This window comes from Allobosea sp., assembly GCF_036675845.1.
Taxonomy (GTDB): Bacteria; Pseudomonadota; Alphaproteobacteria; order Rhizobiales; family Beijerinckiaceae; genus Allobosea.
The window spans coordinates 21,067-37,957 of record NZ_JAKFED010000037.1; the positions used below are offsets into that span (position 1 = coordinate 21,067).

Below are 16,891 nucleotides of genomic sequence, written 5' to 3' on the forward strand. Positions count from 1 at the left end.
AGCACCCCAGACCCCGGCAAGGGCTGGCATCCGGTCGCGAGCTTGCTCCGCGGCCGCGAATAAGCGACGGAACGAGATGGGGCGCGGAGCTGGCCGCGCCACCACGAGGAAGGGCGACGCGATGAGGCGGGAACGACGGATCAAGATCATCGCGACATTGGGGCCGGCCTCGGCCAGCGTCGAGATGTGCGCCACGCTGTTCCAGGCCGGCGTCGATGTCTTCCGCATCAATATGAGCCATACCCAGCGCGAAAACCTGCCCGAGAGGGTCGCGATGCTGCGCGGCCTGGAGGCGCAGTTCCGCCGCCCGGTCGGCATCCTCGTCGACCTGCAGGGGCCGAAGCTGCGCGTCGGCCAGTTCGGTGGCGATGGCGGCGTGATGCTGGAGAAGGGCGCGCGCTTCGTCCTCGATTCCGATCCGGCACCCGGCACGGTCAAGCGCGTGCATCTGCCCCATCCCGAGATCCTCACGGCGCTGGAGCCCGGCCACAACCTGATCCTCGACGACGGCAAGATCCGGCTCGTGGTCGAGAAGGCCTCGCCGAAGCAGGCGGTGACCAGGGTGACCGTCGCCGGCCGGCTTTCCTCGCGCAAGGGCGTCAGCCTGCCCGACACCACGATCCCGGTCTCGGCGATGACCGACAAGGACCGCTCCGATGCCGAGGCCGCCGCCGAGGCGAACGTCGACTGGATCGCACTCTCCTTCGTGCAGCGGCCGGAGGACATGGCGGACCTGCGCAAGATCGTGCGCGGCCGCGCCTTGGCGATGGCCAAGATCGAGAAGCCGCAGGCCCTGCTGCGGCTGGAGGAGATCATCGAGGCCTCCGACGCGATCATGGTCGCGCGCGGCGATCTCGGCGTCGAGATGCCGCTGGAGAAGGTCCCCGGCACGCAAAAGCGCATCACCCGCCTGGCCAGGCGGATGGGCACGCCGGTCGTGGTCGCGACCCAGATGCTCGAGAGCATGATCACCGCCCCGGTGCCGACCCGCGCCGAGGTCTCCGACGTCGCGACCGCCGTGTTCGAAGGCGCCGATGCGGTGATGCTCTCGGCCGAGAGCGCCGCCGGCCAGTATCCGGTCGAGGCCGTGGCGATGATGAATCGCATCGCCGAGGAGGTCGAGAACGACTCGACCTATCGCTCGATCCTCGAGGCGCAGCGCGCCGAACCGGAGGCGACCGGCGCCGACGCCATCGCCAAGGCCGCCCATGAAATCGCCGACACGCTGCATCTCAAGGCGATCACGGCCTGGACCTCCTCGGGCTCGACCGCCTTCCGCCTCGCGCGCGAGCGGCCGAACTCGACGGTGATCGCCCTGACGCCCAACCGCGCCACGGCGCGCCGGCTGACCCTGGTCTGGGGCGTGCACGCGGTCGTCACCAAGGATGCCAGCGACATCGACGACATGGCCTCGCGCGCCTGCAAGTTCTCCGTCCGTGAAGGCTATGCCGCGCTCGGCGACCGGATCATCGTCGTCGCCGGCGTCCCCTTCGGCACGCCGGGCGCAACCAACATGGTCCGCATCGCCTTCGTGGCGAAGGAGCATGTCGACCAGGCTTGAGCTGCTCCCGTCATTGCGAGCGTAAGCGAAGCAATCCAGGAGGGCTCGCCCTGCCGCTCTGGATTGCTTCGTCGCTTGCGCTCCTCGCAATGACGGAGCCCGCCCCGGCATTCCCCTGCGGCCGCCCCTGCTCTACTGCTTGACCCATCAGTCCCCGCAGCCCGCGACCGCCATGGCCATCACCGACATCGCCTCACGGACCTACAACCACAGCTGGCGGCTCGACCCGATCGTGCGCAGCCTGCTCGACACCGATTTCTACAAGCTCCTGATGCTGCAGATGATCCGGAGCTTCCATCCGGAGGTCGAGGTCACCTTCGGGCTGATCAACCGCACCAAGGAAATCCGGCTCGCCGAGGTGATCGACGAAGCGGAGCTGCGCGCCCAGCTCGACCATGCCCGCGGGCTGCGCTTCACCAAGAAGGAGCTGATCTGGCTCGCCGGCAACAGCTTCTACGGCAAGACCCAGATGTTCTCGGCCGATTTCATCGCCTGGCTCGCCGAGTTCCGCCTGCCCGAATACGAATTGCGCAAGGTCGACGGCCAGTACGAGCTCAGCTTCGCCGGGCCGTGGACGCAGAGCATGATGTGGGAGATCCCGGCGCTCGCCATCGTCAACGAGCTGCGCTCGCGCACGGCCCTGCGCGGCCATGGCCGCTTCGCGCTCGACGTGCTCTACGCCCGCGCCAAGGCCAAGCTCTGGGGGAAGGTCGAGCGGCTGAAGCGCCTGCCCGATCTGCGCATCTCCGATTTCGGCACGCGCCGGCGCCATGGCCATCTCTGGCAGCGCTGGTGCGTCGAGGCGCTGAAGGAAGGTCTCGGCCCGACCTTCACCGGTACCTCCAACGTCCTGCTCGCCATGGAGAACGATCTCGAGGCCATCGGCACCAACGCCCATGAGCTGCCGATGGTGCTGGCGGCGCTCGCCAGGAGCGACGACGAACTGCGCGCAGCGCCCTATCGCGTGCTCGACGAATGGCGCCAGGTCTATGCCGGCAACCTCCTGATCGTGCTGCCCGACGCCTTCGGCACCACCGCCTTCCTCGACAACGCCCCCGCCTGGCTGGCGGACTGGACCGGCTTTCGCCCCGACAGCGCCCCGCCGATCGAGGCGGGCGAGCAGATCATCGCCTGGTGGCGCGCTAAAGGCCGCGATCCGAAGAGCAAGCTTTTGATCTTCTCCGACGGCATGGACATCGACTCGATCGAGGAGGCCTATCATCATTTCCACGGCCGGGTCCGCACCAGCTTCGGCTGGGGCACCAACCTGACCAACGACTTCGTCGGCTGCTCGCCCGACGATGCGCCGGGCCTCGACCCGATCTCGCTGGTCTGCAAGGTCGTCAGCGTCAATGGCCGCCCGGCGGTGAAGCTCTCCGACAACCCCAACAAGGCGACCGGCGACCGGGCCGAGATCGAGCGTTATCTGCGGGTATTCGGCGGCGCCGACCGCAAGGCGACGGCGGTGCGGGTGTAGCTTGTGGCCCCGTAGACGGGACCAACGGTGCGATCGATGCGGGCGTCGATCGACGGGCAGGCAAATGCCTGCGAGGGGCGACGGGCAAGCACATTCCTGCCGCGACATGGTCACGAAATGGCCCGATCGGTTTCAGCCTCTGAACCCATTCACCGGGTCAAATTGCCCCTTCATCCGCAACTGATGGAAGGAAACTCCATGCGTATGGTCATGCTCGCAGCCGTCGGTGCTGCATCCGTCCTGGCTGGCTCCGTGCTCGCACAGGCCCCCGCGCCAGAACGAGCGCCGGCCTCGCCACCCGCATCGTCGCCGCAGACCCCGTCGACCGCGCCCGCGATCAAGTCAGTCAGCGTCATCGAGCTGGACGAACTCCCCGAGGCCACCAAGACGCAGGTGAATGAGCTCGTGGCGACGCGCACCGCCGACGAGGCCCAGCGACTTCGAAACGCCATCGACAAATCGCCGGCTGTGAAATCGGCCATCGAGGCGAAGGGGTTTTCGTCTCACGACGTGCTGGTCGCCCAGATGGACGACAAGGGCACGCTGACGATTATCGCCAGGAAGGCGGGCTGATCCAACACTTGCCGGCCGCCCTGATTTGCGTCCGGCAGCTGCGCCCAACGGCAGTCAGCAGCTGGTGCGCAGGCCGGCCGTGACGCGTGCGTATAGGCGTTCGCGGCGCGGATCGCCTTGGGCCCCGACGCATTGCGGCCGTCTACGCGCTCCCGGCCGCGCCGATGCGGAAGACCTTGCCGGTCGCGGCCTCGCGATAGAGGTCCACGCGCTTGCCGTCCCAGTGATAATCGAGATGCCGGCCCTGCACCGGATCGGCGGCGAGATCCGGCCAGAGCAGCCCGGCGCATTCGCCGCCGGCCCGGCGCACGCTCGGATAGACCACGCCCTCCGAGCCGCCCCCGCGCAATCGCGCACCGAGCGCCTGCCCCGCCGCATAGTCGTCGGGCTGGAGCAATTCGCTTTCGCGCACGGCCTCGCCGCGCAGGTCGTGCAGCGAGCCCTCTACCGAAAGCACGATCTCGCGGAACTGCGAGCTCCAGCCGGCCGGCTCGCGCGTCTTCGCCATGAAGCGGGCATGGTGGTGGACGGTCTCGAACAGCGCGGTCTCGAACGCGTCGCCGACATACAGCACGCCGAAGGAGCCGTCGCTGAAGCGGCTTTGCCGGTCGCGGCTGACATGGGTGAAGGGCGCCATCAGCAGGCTCGCGCCGGGCCCGGAGACGCGGCGGGCGGGCGGCACCAGATCGAGATTGCCGATCGTCTCCATCAGCCGCGGGTTGGTCTTCATCTCGGCATTGATCAGCAGCGGCCAGTCGGCCGGGTCGGCGATGTCCTCGAACAGGTCGATCGGCGGGAAGGCGCTGCGGATGATCCGGACCGCCGCCGGCCAGCGCAAGGCTGCGACCGGGAAGCCGGAGCCGCTCACCAGAGGCCGCGCTCGGCGTCGAGATAGCGCCGCACCCGCATCAGATCGGTCAATTCGCCGCCCAGCATCACCGCAAGCGCCGAGCGGCCGCCGAAAGCCTCGTTGCCCGCCTTGATCCAGGCATAGCCGCGTTGCGGCCCGCGGAAGATCAGGCGCAGCGCCTTGTGGATGCCCATCAGATTGGACAGGCGGGCCGCGGCATCCCGGTCGATACGGCCGATCTCGCCCGCCTTCCAGCGCCGGTAGCTGCGCACCGGCTGGTCGAGCAGGACAGCGGCCTCCTCATCGGTGACGCCCCAGAGCCTAAACAGGTTGATCGCGGCCCGGAACATCGCCGCCGCCTCGGCCTGGCTGATCGCGGCAGGGGCGAACGGCGCAGCGGCGGTATCGACGGGTGAGAGCGCAGTCATGGCAAAACCTCCATATGGCATCATATGGTATATTTACTGCCATTTGGCAATGATCATCTGACGGCTGGTCAGTTCAGGATCGGTCGCGAGCCGCGCCGACGATCTCGTCGATGGCCTCGCCGATCATCTCCGGCGCTGCGTGGTGCGGCAGGTGGCCCACACCCGGCAGCAGCACCAGGCGGCCCTGCGGCGCCTCGCGCGCAATCGCGGCCGAATGGATCGTCGGCGAAACGATGGTGTCGCCGTCCCCGGCGATCGCCAGCACCGGCACCTTGAGGTCGCGATAGCGCGGCGCCTGCGCGCTGACGAAGTCGAGGGCCGCAGCCATGTCCTGCCCGTTGAACTGGAAGATTTCGGGACGCAGCAGCAGGCGAACCTCGCCGGTCTGGCTGGAGCAAGCTGTTTGCAGAGCAGGCTCGGACCCCGAACGAGCCCCGTCGCCAAGCCGGTAGCGCGCCAGCGGCACGGCGACGACCCGGCTGAACAACGGCCCGATCAAGGGCGCAGCGGCGATGCGTTGGGACCAGGCGATGCCGCCCGGCCAGGGATGGCTTACGCCGCCGAGCAGCACGAGCCCATGCAGCCGTTCGGGCCGCTCAAGTGCGATCCGGGTCGAGAGCGCGCCGGCAAGCGAATGGGCCACGATCACGAAGCGCTCCGGGGCGAGTTGGTCGAGCGCCTGCATCAGCGCCTGCGCCTGCCGGCCGGGATCGGCCATCGCCTGCCCGGCCAATCGGTCGCTCCAGCCATGGCCAGGACGATCCAGCGCGATGACGCGGTACTGCGAGAGCTTCGGCCCCAGCGCCGCCAGCAGGTCGGCATGGTTGGAAGAGGCGCCATGGATCAGCACCACGGTGCCGCGCGGCTGCCCTTCCGGCCGACACTCGCGATAATGCAGCCGCCCGCCTTCGACGGCGATGAAGGCGCCCCGCGGCGGGTGGCGAGCCTCGACCTCGGCACGGGTGACCTCGCTGAAGATGGCGAGCCCGAGCATGACGAGCAGGAGGACGATCAGGACGAGGCGCAACATCGCCGATGCATCTCGGGCAACGGAATTCGGTTCTGACGCAAGCGCCGCTCAGGCGTCGCGGCCGTCGACCTCGATCTTCAAGGCCTCGACGGCTTCCTTGACCGCCTCGAGCTCGGGATAGATCGCCAGCGCCTGCCGGTAGGCGACCATCGCGCGCTTGTCGTCGCCCTGCTGGCGCAGGATCGAGCCGAGCCCCATCATCGCGCCGAAATGGCGCGGTTCGCGCTTCAGTGCCTCGCCGATGTCGAGCATCGAGCGAATCGGGTCGCCGAGCAGGAAGAGCGCGTTGGCGCGCTGGTTCCAGCCCTCTGCCCAGCCGGGCTCCAGCGAGATCACCCGGTCGAGCAGTTCGACCGCCAGCGGCAGTTCCTGCGCCTTCAGCGCCTGCTGCGCCCGGCTCATCAGGAGATCGGCGGTATCGGAGCCCGAGCGGGCCCAGCGGCGCTGGATCAGGTTCGCGATGCCCTTGGCCTCCTCCGGGGATTTGGCGGCGCCGAGGCGTTCGAACAGCCTGTCGAGCGTCGCGGCCGGGCTGCGCGGCGCCGGCACCTCGGGCAGATTGGGCTTGTCGTCGAGATCGATAGACGGCACCGGGCCGTCGCGCAGCGGCGCCGGCTGGGCCCAGCCGGCCGACGGCGCGGCCAGGGCGAGCAAGGCCGGCGCCAGCGCGAAGCGGAGGAAACGAGCGAACCTCATGCCCTTGAATGTAAGCGGCATCCTGCCGGCGTCAATTCACGGGACGGCGAGATCGCCGCCGGCCCTGCCCGACCCATGCCAAAAAAGCGGGCCGCACCGAGGTGCAGCCCGCCTTTTTTCGGATGTGACAAGGCGCTGATCGACGCGGCCGGAGCCGCGCCGGAACTCAGCCCTGACGCGCCTTGAAGCGCTTCTGGACCTTGTTGATGATGTAGACGCGGCCCTTGCGGCGCACGAGCTGGTTGTCGCGATGGCGAGCGCGCAGCGACTTGAGCGAATTGCGGATCTTCATGGTCCGGACTCCCATCGGCTCGCCTCGCGACGAAACCGGTCAAAAATTCTGGCGCGACGCGAACCGTTGCCGGTCCTCATCGAACAAACGACAGCGCGCCTGATGCGATGGCGGCTGTATAAGGATTTTGTCGCGGAAGGCAAGGGCAAAGGCACAAAGAGATCGCCTTTCCCGCGCGATCGGCCGCTGTCATCCTGCCGCCGTTTTTGCATGACCCGTCTAGAGCCGGATGCTTTCAGATGGAATCGCGAAGCGCTTCCATCTGAAATCTGAATCCGTCTCTTATCAAAAGCTTAGAGCAGGATTCATGCGAAAAACCGGTTCCCACTTTTTCGCATCCTGCTCTAGCCGCCCCGGGACGCGGTGCCTAGAGTGCGCCGCCGACCCGCTTGTGCCGTCCGCAGGAGCCTTTCGATGTTCAACGCCAAATCCCTTCTCGATGCGCTCGTCAGCGCCGGCAGCCAGATCGGCGCCCAGGGCGGACAGCCGGGCGCTCAGCGGGGTGCCCAGCCCGGCACCGGCGGGCTCGGCGGCATGCTCGGCAACCTCGCCCAGCAGGTCCAGCAGGGCGGCGCCGGCGGCCTCACCGGCAAGGCCGGCCAGATCTTCGGCCAGGCGACGCAAGGGGTGCAGGACGCAGCGCAGCGGACCGGTGTCCAGCAGGGCGCGACCGATCTCGTCGGCCAGCTCTCCGGCGGCAAGACGCCGGAACAGCTGATCGCCCAGGCCAAGGGCATGCTCGGCAACAACCAGCTCGCCGCAGGCGCCCTGCTCGGCGGCCTCGGCGCGCTGGTCTTCGGCACCTCGGCCGGGCGCTCGCTCGCCGGCTCGGCCGTCAAGATCGGCGGCCTCGCTCTGGTCGGCGGCCTCGCCTACAAGGCCTATCAGAACTACCAGGCCGGCAAGCCGCTGATCGGCGCCGAGCAGCAGGCGCTGCTGCCGGCCCCGACCGGTTCGGGTTTCGAGCCGGAAGCTGCCAGTGATGCCAGCGCGCTGATCTTCATCCGCGCCATGATCGCCGCCTCTGCTTCCGACGGTCATATCGACGACGCGGAGCGTGGTGCCATCCTCGGCGGCCTGCGCGAGGCCGGCTTCGATCCGGAGGCCAATGCCTGGCTCAGCCAGGAGATGGCCAAGCCGGCCTCGGTCGACGAACTGGTCGAGGGCGCGGAATCGCCGGAGCTCGCGGCGCAGATCTATACGGCCGCCCGCATCGCCATCAATCCCGACAAGCCGGCGGAGAAGGACTTCCTGGCCGGCCTCGCCGGCTCGCTCGGCCTCGATGCCGAGCTGGTGGCGAATATCGACGCGGCGGCCAGCGCCGCGAAGGTCTGACCGCTGACGCAAGGCCGGAGTGCGTGGGCGCGGATTGACCACCCGGCGCACCCGGCCGACGGATAGGGGGTGCAATCATCATCCCCACATTGGTCGGCGCGCCTGCCGTTCTATTATGGCTGGATCGTCATCGGCGTCGCCTTCGTCACCATGGCGATCGCCGTCAGCGCGCGCACGGCCTTCTCGTTGCTGCTGCCGCCGCTGATCGACGAATTCGGCTGGGATCGCGGGCTCGCATCGGGCGCCTTCTCCTTCGGCTTCTTGCTCTCGGCCGTGACCAGCACCTTCGTCGGTCGCGTCATGGACAGGCACGGCCCACGCGTCGTCATCGAGGTCGGCGTGGCGATGCTGGCGGCAGGCCTGCTGATCGCGCCCGCCATCGGCGCGGCCTGGCATCTCTACCTGACGCTCGGCGTCCTCGTCGGCTGCGGCGCCAATCTGATGAGCTTCTCGGCGCAGTCGCTGTTCCTGCCGAACTGGTTCGTGCGCCGCCGGGCCTTCGCGATCAGCATCGCCTTCTCCGGCGTCGGCGTCGGGGCGCTGCTGTTCCTGCCCTGGCTGCAATCGATCATCAGCCGGGATGGCTGGCGCGCCGCCTGCTGGATCATGGGCCTGCTCGTGCTCTTCCTGCTCGGCCCGCTCAACCTGCTGGTCCGCCGCAGGCCGCAGGATCTCGGCCTGCTCCCGGACGGCGAGACCGGCCCGGCCGGCATCAGCGCTGCGCAGCGCAAGGCGGCCGTGGTCGATCCGGCCTGGGTCGCGATCGAATGGACGCTGGCGCGGGCGCTGCGCACGGCGCGCTTCTGGTGGATCATGATCGGCTATTTCTGCGCGCTGATCGCCTGGTATGCCGTGCAGGTCCACCAGACCAAATACCTGATCGAGGTCGGCTTTTCCCCGCTCGCGGCCGCCTGGGCGCTCGGCCTGGTCAGCGCCGTCGCCATTCCCGGCCAGATCGCTCTCGGCGCCCTGTCGGATCGCATCGGCCGCGAATGGATCTGGATGGTCGGCTGCCTGGGCTTCGCCATCTGCTATGCCGCGCTGATCGCGCTGGAGCACACGCCCTCGCCCGCGCTGCTCTATGTGATGGTGATCGCGCAGGGCTTCCTGGGCTATGCGATCACCTCGGTGATGGGTGCGATCGTCTTCGAGATTTTCGAGGGGCCGCATTTCGGCGCGATCTTCGGAACGGTCACGGTGGCGCTGCTCGGCGGCGGCGCGGCCGGCCCCTGGCTGGCCGGCGTGATCCACGATGCGACCGGCAGCTATCGCCTGGCCTTCCTGCTGGTCATTGCCTGCTGCCTCGTCTCGGCGACAGCGATTTGGCTCGCCGCACCACGCAAGGTCCGCCTCGTGCCGGGACGAGTCAGGGCGCGCGCTTGACGCCCTGATCGTCCTCGAACACCGGCCGGAAGAAGCTGCGCTCATAGCTGATGATGAAGCGATGCTTGTCGTTCTCGGCGACCACGGCAAGGCATTCCGCATCCCTGAACGAGGCCTCGCGATAGGTCTCGTACGCGGCGAAGGACGGGAAGCTGAACATCGCCAGTGCCACGTTGGATGTGCCTTCCGACGGCATGAAATAGCCGTGATGCTTGCCACCGAACCGCTCGACCAGGCGAATCCAGGCCTTGCCATAGGCCTCGAAGGCCGGGAGCTGGTAGGGATCGACGACGTAACGCAGATGGCAGGTGATCGTCATCGTCATGCCGCCTTGGCGCTCTTGAGGAACTCGCCCATGCGCCCGAGGGCCCGCTCGATGTTCTCGAGCGAATTGGCATAGGACAGGCGGATATAGCCCTCGCCATGCACGCCGAAATCCGGTCCGCCGATCGTGGCGACGCCGGCCTCGTCGAGCAGCGCCGCAGCCAGCTTCTTCGCCTTCCAGCCGGTGTTCGAGACGTTCGGGAAAGCGTAGAAGGCACCCTTCGGCTCGATGCAGGAGACGCCGGGCAGGCCGTTCAGCCCGGCGACGACAGCCTTCCGGCGCCGGTCGAACTCGGCGAGCATCGCATGCACCGCGTCCTGCGGGCCGGTCAGCGCCGCCAGCCCGGCCCATTGTGCCGGCGCGTTGACGCAGGAATGCGAATTGACCGCGAGCTTGCGGGCATTCTCGTAGAGCGGCTTCGGCCAGACCGAGAAGCCCATGCGCCAGCCGGTCATCGCATAGGTCTTCGACCAGCCATTGAGCAGGATCAGCCGGTCGCGGATCTCGGGATAGCTCAGCAGGCAGACATGCTTCTCGCCGTCATAGAGCATCTGGTCGTAGATCTCGTCCGACATCACCGCGACATCGGGGAACTTCGCCAGCCCGGCGACGAGCTTGTCGACCTCGCTCTTCGGTGTGACGCCGCCGGTCGGGTTCGCCGGCGAGTTGACGATCAGCAGCCGCGTCTTCGGCGTGATCAGCGACAGCGTCTCCTCGGCCGAGAAGGCAAAGCCGTTCTCCTCGCGGATCGGCACCGGGATCGGCGTCGCCCCGGTATACTCGATCATCGAGCGATAGATCGGGAAGCCGGGATCGGGATAGAGGATCTCGGCGCCGGGCTCGCCGAACATCAGGATCGCCATGAACATGGTGACCTTGCCGCCGGGCACGATCATCACCTCCTCCGGCGAAACCTCGACGGCAAAGCGCTTGTGCAGATCGGCGGCGACCGCCTCGCGCAAGGGCAGGATGCCGTTCGCCGGCGTGTAGCCATGATGGCCGTCGCGCAACGCCTTCACCGCCGCCTCGACGATATGCTCCGGCGTCGGGAAGTCGGGCTGGCCGATACCGAGATTGATGATGTCCTTGCCCTGGCGCTGCAATTCGGTCGCCCGCGCCAGCACGGCGAAAGCGTTCTCCTCGCCGATCCGGGCGAAGGATGGGACGACCTTGAGCGTCATGGCGGTTTCCTCTCGCGACTGATTTTCCATCCGGCCTGCAGGCTGGACTTGGCCTTGCTGACGCTGTCTTGGCCGCAAAGCCGCGCCCGATGCAAGTGCCGTTCAGCGCCCGGCATCTGCGCTCCTCGCCGGGCTGGGCCGCATTTGGAACACTTGCAAACTGCGCCGCCGCGACCTTTGCTGGTTTCGGGCGCGCATTGGCGATTGGCAGGCCGCTCCAAGCTGCTGTATGCAGAATACAGTGCGGCAGGCAGGTCAACTGCCGCCTTGTCGCGACCGGCTGACGGGCTGGTCAAATCGATTTAAAGACCATGGCGAAGCGGCGCGAAGGCTGCGAGCCGCCGCGAGAGGGAATGACGGGAATGGCCAAGACGCCGACCAGCAAGACGCCGACCAGCAAGACATCTGCCAGCAAGACATCTGCCGGCGCACCGCCGGCACGCAAGCCGGCCCGCCGGATCAAGCCGGCGCAGCTGCGCTCCAAGGCCTGGTTCGACAATCCCGCCAATGCCGACATGACCGCGCTCTATATCGAGCGCACCATGAATTTCGGCCTGTCGCGCGAGGAGCTGCAGTCGGGTCGGCCGATCATCGGCATCGCCCAGACCGGCTCCGACATCGCGCCCTGCAACCGCCATCACCTCGAGCTCGCCCACCGCGTCCGCGACGGCATCCGCGAGATGGGCGGCGTGCCCTTCGAGTTCCCGATCCATCCGATCCAGGAAACCTGCAAGCGGCCGACCGCGAGCCTCGACCGCAACCTGCAATATCTTTCCCTCGTCGAGATCCTCTACGGCTATCCGATCGACGGCGTCGTGCTGACCACCGGCTGCGACAAGACCACCCCGGCGCAGATCATGGCGGCGGCGACCGTCGACATCCCGGCGATCGCGCTGCCCGGCGGGCCGATGCTGAACGGTTCCTTCCGCGGCGAGCGCACCGGCTCGGGCACCATCGTCTGGAAGGCGCGCCAGATGATGGCCGCCGGCGAGATCGACTATCGCGGCTTCGTCGATCTGGTCGCTTCGTCGGCGCCGTCAGCCGGCCACTGCAACACCATGGGCACCGCCTCGACGATGAACTCGCTGGCCGAGGCGATGGGCATGACCCTGCCCGGCGCCGCCGCCATCCCCGCCCCTTACCGCGACCGCTACGAGATGGCCTATCTCACCGGCCGCCGCATCGTCGACATGGTCTGGGAGAACCTCGTTCCCTCGAAGATCCTGACGCGCGAAGCCTTCGAGAACACCATCGTCATCAATTCGGCGATCGGCGGCTCGACCAACGCGCCGATCCACGTCAACGCCATCGCCAAGCACATCGGTGTGCCGCTCGACAACGAGGACTGGACCAAGATCGGCTACGAGATCCCGCTGCTGGTCAACCTGCAGCCGGCCGGCGAATATCTCGGCGAGGACTATTATCGCGCCGGCGGCCTGCCCGCCGTGATCGCCGAGCTCGTCGCCAAGGGCAAGCTCAAGCCGGCGATCACCGCCAATGGCAAGACCCTGCAGGAGAACTGCGAGGGCTTCTTCTCGGACGACCGCAAGGTCATCAAGACCTATGACGAGCCGATGAAGGCGCAGTCGGGCTTCCTCAACCTCTCCGGCAACCTGTTCGACTCGGCGATCATGAAGACCAGCGTGATCACGCCGGAATTCCGCCAGCGCTATCTCGAGAACCCGAAGGACCCGATGGCCTTCGAGGGCAAGGCCGTCGTCTTCGACGGGCCGGAGGACTATCACCACCGCATCGACGACCCGGCGCTCAAGATCGACGAGCACAGCGTGCTCTTCATCCGCGGCGTCGGGCCGATCGGCTATCCCGGCGCGGCGGAGGTCGTGAACATGCGGCCGCCGGATTACCTCATCAAGAAGGGCGTCACCGCGCTCGCCTGCGTCGGCGACGGCCGCCAGTCCGGCACCTCGGGCTCGCCCTCGATCCTCAACGCCTCGCCGGAAGCGGCGACCGGCGGCGGACTGGCACTGCTGAAGACCGGCGACAAGGTCCGCATCGACCTGAAGAAGCGCACCGCCAACATCCTGATCTCCGACAACGAGCTCGAGGAGCGTCGCGTCGCCCTGAAGGCCGCCGGCGGCTACAAGTATCCGAAGAGCCAGACGCCCTGGCAGGAAATCCAGCGCAAGATCGTCGGCGAGCTCTCCGAGGGCATGGTCCTGAAGCCGGCGGTCAAGTACCAGAAGATCCACAAGAAGTTCGGCGTGCCGCGCGACAATCACTGAGCGGCGCCCTTATCGGAAGATCGTGCGGGATCCCCTCCCCCTTGCGGGGAGGGGCGGGGGCGGAAAGTCGAAGCCCCCCGGCCCGACCCGCTGTTACAGGCAACCACGAGCCCGGTCGTTCGCCCCCCTCCCATACCCTTCCCACAAGGGGGAAGGGAGGCGCCCACCTCGCCTACGCAGAGGAATCGTCAGGGGATATCGCGCCGGTCCGACAGCTGTGCGGGGCATGAAGCCCGCGCATTGGCGCTACTCCCGAGATGCGCGCCAGCAGGGCTGACAAAGCCGTTCAATCCGGACAATATGGCAGCCCTGAGCTCATTTGAAACGATTTAAAATGGCTTACAGCCCGCAGGTCGAAACCTTCCGCAAGCTCCATGAAGCTGGTTGCTTCGTTATGCCGAACCCTTGGGACGAGGGCTCGGCCCGCTGGCTGCGTGGCCAGGGCTTCAAGGCGCTGGCCTCGACCAGCGCCGGCTTCGCCTTCACCAAGGCCCGCGCCGACCAGGACGTGCCGCGCGACATGATGCTGGCCCATCTTTCCGAACTGGTGAAGGCGGTGCCCGACCTGCCGATCAATGCCGATTACGAGAATGGCTATGCCGACACGCCCGACGGCGTCGCCGCCAACGTCAAGCTCTGCGTCGCGACCGGCGTCGCCGGCCTCTCGATCGAGGATGCGACCGGCCGCAGCGAGGACCCGCTCTATCCCTTCGAGCTGGCGGTCGAGCGCATCAAGGCTGCCCGCCGCGCCGTCGACGAAACCGGCTCCGGCGTGCTGCTGACCGCCCGGGCCGAATGCTTCCTGACCGGCCATCCCGACGCGCTGAACGAGTCGGTGCGGCGCATCAGGGCCTATGCCGAGGCCGGGGCCGACGTGCTCTATGCCCCCGGCCCGAAGACGGTCGCCGATATCGGAGCCATCGTCGCCGCGGCCGGCGGCAAGCCGGTCAATGCGCTGGTCTATAGCGATTTCGGCCTGACCGTCGGCGATATCGCGGCAGCCGGCGCCCGCCGCATCTCGATCGGCGGGGCGCTCGCCCGCGCCGCCTGGGCCGCCTTCATCGAGGCGACCCGCCTGATCAAGGAAGAGGGCAGCTTCAAGGGCTTTGCCGGCAACGGCGCCTCGAGCCCGCTCAACCCGTTCTTCCACGACGATCTCAAGGGCCGCTCGTGAGCGAAAGCCTGGTCATCGCGCCGGAATGGCTCGGCCGCAGCGGCCTCTGGCTGCTCGACGCCAAGGGCAAGCGCAAGCCGGTCGACGCCGAGGATGTCGGCCTCTCGGAGGCGCTCGCCGACCGGCTGGAAGCCTGGATGGACTCCTTCGACGCGATCTATGACGAGGCGAACGAGGCGGCTTCCGATTTCGGCAGCGAGGCCGAACGGCTCGGCTGGGAAGCCGAGGGCGCCGCACTGGCGGACGCCATTGCCAGCGAACTCGGCCCCGAATGGGAAATCTCCCTGGACCTGAACGGCTGGCGCGGGAAGGTGTCGTCATGAACCCGATACTGGACTGGACGCCGCCGCCTTTTCCGCCGGCAAAAGTGCTGGAAGGCCGCTATTGCCGGCTCGAGCCGATCGATCCGGCGCGCCATCTCGACGACATCTGGGCGGCGATGGCCGGCCATGACGCCCTCTGGGACTGGATGCCGGCGCATCCGCCCAAGGACAAGGCGGCCTATGGCGAGTTGCTGGCGACGATGGCGGCCAAGCCCGGCATCGTACCCTTCGCCGTGATCGACAAGGCCGACGGCAAGGCCAAGGGCCATCTCTGGCTGATGGAGATCCGGCCCGAGCAGGGGGTCTTCGAGGTCGGCTACATCACCTATTCGCCCTCCCTGCAGCGCACGCGGGTGGCGACCGAGGCGATCCATCTCTGCGGCGCCTATGGCTTCTCGCTCGGCTATCGCCGCTATGAGTGGAAGTGCAACAACCTCAACGAACCCTCCAAGCGTGCGGCGCTGCGCTTCGGCTTCCAGTATGAGGGGCTCTTCCGCCAGCACATGGTGGTCAAGGGCCGCAACCGCGACACCGCCTGGTTCTCGATCACCGATGGCGAGTGGCCGCAGCGGGCTGAAGCCTTCGAGTGTTGGCTGGCGCCGGAGAACTTTGACGCGCAGGGCCGGCAGAAGACCTCGCTGGCGGATTTCATGAAGCATGCGGGAGCCGCCTGACGTGCCCCTGCGCCGCGCCTCGACGGACGATATCCCGGCGATCGTCGCGCTGACCGAGGCCGCCTATCTGCCGAATGAGAGCATCATCGGCGTGCCCTCGCTGCCGCGCATCGCCGATTACGGCAAGGTGCTGGCGGAGCATGAGGTCTGGCTTGCCGAGACCGATGGCGGCCTGGACGGGGTGCTGGTTCTCGAAGAGGAACCGGCGAAGTTCACGCTCTGGAGCATCGCGGTGGCGCCGGCCGCCAGCGGCCGCAAGGTCGGCTCGACGCTGATGAATTTCGCCGAGGAACGGGCCCGGGCGCTCGGTCACGACGCGATTCACCTCTATACCCATGCCAGGCTTGCCGACCGTATCGGCTGGTATGAACGGCTGGGCTACCAGGCCACCCACTTTGAGGATCTGCCGGACCGCCGGCTGATCCATATGCGCAAGAACCTCCGATAGTCGGAAAAAAGTGTAAGGAAGAAGCGAAATGGCAGGGCGTTTGAAGGGCAAGGTCGCGGTCGTCACCGCGGCGGGACAGGGCATCGGCCGCGCGATCGCCGAGGCCTTCGTCGCCGAGGGCGCGACCGTCTGGGCGACCGACAAGGACGTCGCCCTGCTCGAGGGCATCCCGAAAGCCAAGAAGCGCAAGCTCGACGTGCTCTCGACCAAGGCCGTCGACGCCTTCGCCGAAAAGGTCGGCCCCATCGACATCCTCGTCAACGCCGCCGGCTTCGTCCATCACGGCACCGTGCTCGAATGCGACGACAAGGCCTGGGACTTCTCCTTCGACCTCAACGTCAAGTCGATGCACCGCACGGTCAAGGCCTTCCTGCCGGGGATGCTGGCCAAGGGCTCGGGCTCGATCCTCAACATCGCCTCCGGTGCCGGCTCGGTGCGCGGCATCCCGAACCGCTATGTCTACGGCGCCAGCAAGGCGGCGGTGATCGGCCTGACCAAGGCGGTCGCGGCCGACTACATCAAGAAGGGCATCCGCTCGAACGCGATCTGCCCGGGCACGATCCAGTCGCCCTCGCTCGACCAGCGCATCATCGAGCTCGCCAAGGTGACCAAGACGAGCGAGGCCCAGGCGCGCCAGGCCTTCGTCGACCGTCAACCCATGGGCCGGCTCGGCACCGCCGAGGAGATCGCCTGGCTCGCCGTCTATCTCGGCTCCGACGAGGCAAGCTACACCACCGGCCAGATCCATCTCGCCGATGGCGGCTTCGCGCTCTAGCGCGCTTTCCGCTCGGCTGGAATCAGTCGAGCGAAAAGAATTCGCGCAAAATCAAATGGTTGAGCATGTTCTTATCGCAAAAGTGGCATCCACTTTTGCGGAACATGCTCTAGCGACGGGAGC

The 16,891-nt window shown here is 67.4% G+C and carries 18 protein-coding genes; 11 read left to right on the forward strand and 7 right to left on the reverse strand.

What is annotated here, in order from left to right:
* The first annotated feature begins 121 nt into the window (after nucleotides 1-121).
* The 3 genes from pyk (at nucleotide 122) to V6M56_RS03390 (ending at nucleotide 3,611) form a co-directional block, all read left to right on the forward strand.
* Nucleotides 122-1,561 (forward strand): pyruvate kinase, encoded by a 1,440-nt coding sequence (pyk, locus tag V6M56_RS03380; protein WP_332681224.1) that lies wholly within the window; start codon nucleotides 122-124, stop codon nucleotides 1,559-1,561.
* A 172-nt stretch (nucleotides 1,562-1,733) separates the two neighbouring features.
* Nucleotides 1,734-3,038, forward strand: a complete 1,305-nt coding sequence (gene pncB / locus V6M56_RS03385; protein ID WP_332681226.1) for a nicotinate phosphoribosyltransferase — start codon at nucleotides 1,734-1,736, stop codon at nucleotides 3,036-3,038.
* Between the two features lie 36 nt (nucleotides 3,039-3,074).
* Nucleotides 3,075-3,611 carry a hypothetical protein gene (locus V6M56_RS03390; protein WP_332681228.1) on the forward strand — a complete coding sequence of 179 codons (537 nt, stop codon included), beginning with the start codon at nucleotides 3,075-3,077 and terminating at the stop codon, nucleotides 3,609-3,611.
* Between the two features lie 142 nt (nucleotides 3,612-3,753).
* Here V6M56_RS03390 and V6M56_RS03395 read toward each other — a convergent pair whose 3' ends face one another.
* From V6M56_RS03395 to ykgO, 5 genes are all read right to left on the reverse strand, one after another.
* On the reverse strand, nucleotides 3,754-4,482 hold the full coding sequence (locus V6M56_RS03395; protein ID WP_442881071.1) for an RES family NAD+ phosphorylase: 729 nt from the start codon (nucleotides 4,480-4,482) through the stop codon (nucleotides 3,754-3,756).
* Nucleotides 4,476-4,889, reverse strand: a complete 414-nt coding sequence (locus V6M56_RS03400) for an MbcA/ParS/Xre antitoxin family protein (RefSeq protein ID WP_332681233.1) — start codon at nucleotides 4,887-4,889, stop codon at nucleotides 4,476-4,478. The genes V6M56_RS03395 and V6M56_RS03400 overlap by 7 nt, the downstream gene beginning before the upstream one ends.
* Before the next feature lie 73 nt (nucleotides 4,890-4,962).
* Entirely contained in the window at nucleotides 4,963-5,919 is a 957-nt protein-coding gene (locus tag V6M56_RS03405) for an alpha/beta fold hydrolase (RefSeq protein WP_332681234.1), read from the reverse strand.
* Nucleotides 5,920-5,967: 48 nt separating this feature from the next.
* On the reverse strand, nucleotides 5,968-6,615 hold the full coding sequence (locus V6M56_RS03410) for a tetratricopeptide repeat protein (RefSeq protein ID WP_332681235.1): 648 nt from the start codon (nucleotides 6,613-6,615) through the stop codon (nucleotides 5,968-5,970).
* A gap of 166 nt (nucleotides 6,616-6,781) precedes the next feature.
* Nucleotides 6,782-6,907: a type B 50S ribosomal protein L36 gene (gene ykgO / locus V6M56_RS03415; RefSeq protein WP_038363015.1), complete on the reverse strand. Its 126-nt coding sequence runs from the start codon at nucleotides 6,905-6,907 to the stop codon at nucleotides 6,782-6,784.
* 414 nt (nucleotides 6,908-7,321) lie between these two features.
* Here ykgO and V6M56_RS03420 point away from each other — a divergent pair, with 414 nt between their 5' ends.
* Both V6M56_RS03420 and V6M56_RS03425 read left to right on the forward strand, forming a co-directional pair.
* Nucleotides 7,322-8,242 (forward strand): tellurite resistance TerB family protein, encoded by a 921-nt coding sequence (locus tag V6M56_RS03420; RefSeq protein WP_332681260.1) that lies wholly within the window; start codon nucleotides 7,322-7,324, stop codon nucleotides 8,240-8,242.
* A gap of 150 nt (nucleotides 8,243-8,392) precedes the next feature.
* Nucleotides 8,393-9,625: an MFS transporter gene (locus tag V6M56_RS03425; RefSeq protein ID WP_332681309.1), complete on the forward strand. Its 1,233-nt coding sequence runs from the start codon at nucleotides 8,393-8,395 to the stop codon at nucleotides 9,623-9,625.
* On the opposite strand, the gene V6M56_RS03430 is transcribed toward V6M56_RS03425, so the two are convergent.
* Nucleotides 9,609-9,950 (reverse strand): NIPSNAP family protein, encoded by a 342-nt coding sequence (locus tag V6M56_RS03430; RefSeq protein ID WP_332681261.1) that lies wholly within the window; start codon nucleotides 9,948-9,950, stop codon nucleotides 9,609-9,611. The two genes, V6M56_RS03425 and V6M56_RS03430, sit on opposite strands and share 17 nt — an antisense overlap.
* The gene (locus V6M56_RS03435; RefSeq protein ID WP_332681262.1) at nucleotides 9,947-11,131 is read right to left on the reverse strand and encodes a pyridoxal phosphate-dependent aminotransferase; all 1,185 of its coding nucleotides are present in this window, start codon (nucleotides 11,129-11,131) and stop codon (nucleotides 9,947-9,949) included. Before V6M56_RS03435 ends, V6M56_RS03430 begins: the two co-directional genes overlap by 4 nt.
* Before the next feature lie 362 nt (nucleotides 11,132-11,493).
* Here V6M56_RS03435 and V6M56_RS03440 point away from each other — a divergent pair, with 362 nt between their 5' ends.
* The 6 genes from V6M56_RS03440 to V6M56_RS03465 all read left to right on the forward strand — a co-directional run bounded on the left by V6M56_RS03440 (nucleotide 11,494) and on the right by V6M56_RS03465 (nucleotide 16,768).
* Nucleotides 11,494-13,374, forward strand: coding sequence for an IlvD/Edd family dehydratase (locus V6M56_RS03440; protein ID WP_332681264.1), 1,881 nt, complete (start codon nucleotides 11,494-11,496; stop codon nucleotides 13,372-13,374).
* A gap of 334 nt (nucleotides 13,375-13,708) precedes the next feature.
* Nucleotides 13,709-14,548, forward strand: coding sequence for an isocitrate lyase/PEP mutase family protein (locus V6M56_RS03445; RefSeq protein WP_332681266.1), 840 nt, complete (start codon nucleotides 13,709-13,711; stop codon nucleotides 14,546-14,548).
* A complete protein-coding gene (locus V6M56_RS03450; protein WP_332681267.1) occupies nucleotides 14,545-14,871 on the forward strand; it encodes a hypothetical protein in 327 nt (108 codons plus the stop codon). Before V6M56_RS03445 ends, V6M56_RS03450 begins: the two co-directional genes overlap by 4 nt.
* A complete protein-coding gene (locus V6M56_RS03455; RefSeq protein ID WP_332681270.1) occupies nucleotides 14,868-15,545 on the forward strand; it encodes a GNAT family N-acetyltransferase in 678 nt (225 codons plus the stop codon). The genes V6M56_RS03450 and V6M56_RS03455 overlap by 4 nt, the downstream gene beginning before the upstream one ends.
* Before the next feature lies 1 nt (nucleotide 15,546).
* Complete coding sequence (locus V6M56_RS03460) at nucleotides 15,547-15,993, forward strand: GNAT family N-acetyltransferase (RefSeq protein ID WP_332681272.1); 447 nt, start codon at nucleotides 15,547-15,549, stop codon at nucleotides 15,991-15,993.
* A gap of 28 nt (nucleotides 15,994-16,021) precedes the next feature.
* On the forward strand, nucleotides 16,022-16,768 hold the full coding sequence (locus V6M56_RS03465; protein ID WP_332681275.1) for an SDR family oxidoreductase: 747 nt from the start codon (nucleotides 16,022-16,024) through the stop codon (nucleotides 16,766-16,768).
* Nucleotides 16,769-16,891: the final 123 nt, after the last annotated feature.

Coding starts and splice junctions, on each gene's coding strand:
- V6M56_RS03410 (WP_332681235.1), bottom strand. CDS start 6,615: ATGAGGTTCGCTCGTTTCCTCCGCTTCGCGCTGGCGCCGGCCTTGCTC.
- V6M56_RS03400 (WP_332681233.1), bottom strand. CDS start 4,889: ATGACTGCGCTCTCACCCGTCGATACCGCCGCTGCGCCGTTCGCCCCT.
- ykgO (WP_038363015.1), bottom strand. CDS start 6,907: ATGAAGATCCGCAATTCGCTCAAGTCGCTGCGCGCTCGCCATCGCGAC.
- V6M56_RS03465 (WP_332681275.1), top strand. CDS start 16,022: ATGGCAGGGCGTTTGAAGGGCAAGGTCGCGGTCGTCACCGCGGCGGGA.
- V6M56_RS03445 (WP_332681266.1), top strand. CDS start 13,709: ATGGCTTACAGCCCGCAGGTCGAAACCTTCCGCAAGCTCCATGAAGCT.
- V6M56_RS03425 (WP_332681309.1), top strand. CDS start 8,393: ATGGCGATCGCCGTCAGCGCGCGCACGGCCTTCTCGTTGCTGCTGCCG.
- pncB (WP_332681226.1), top strand. CDS start 1,734: ATGGCCATCACCGACATCGCCTCACGGACCTACAACCACAGCTGGCGG.
- V6M56_RS03435 (WP_332681262.1), bottom strand. CDS start 11,131: ATGACGCTCAAGGTCGTCCCATCCTTCGCCCGGATCGGCGAGGAGAAC.
- V6M56_RS03455 (WP_332681270.1), top strand. CDS start 14,868: ATGAACCCGATACTGGACTGGACGCCGCCGCCTTTTCCGCCGGCAAAA.
- V6M56_RS03430 (WP_332681261.1), bottom strand. CDS start 9,950: ATGACGATGACGATCACCTGCCATCTGCGTTACGTCGTCGATCCCTAC.
- pyk (WP_332681224.1), top strand. CDS start 122: ATGAGGCGGGAACGACGGATCAAGATCATCGCGACATTGGGGCCGGCC.
- V6M56_RS03420 (WP_332681260.1), top strand. CDS start 7,322: ATGTTCAACGCCAAATCCCTTCTCGATGCGCTCGTCAGCGCCGGCAGC.
- V6M56_RS03440 (WP_332681264.1), top strand. CDS start 11,494: ATGGCCAAGACGCCGACCAGCAAGACGCCGACCAGCAAGACATCTGCC.
- V6M56_RS03405 (WP_332681234.1), bottom strand. CDS start 5,919: ATGTTGCGCCTCGTCCTGATCGTCCTCCTGCTCGTCATGCTCGGGCTC.
- V6M56_RS03390 (WP_332681228.1), top strand. CDS start 3,075: ATGCGGGCGTCGATCGACGGGCAGGCAAATGCCTGCGAGGGGCGACGG.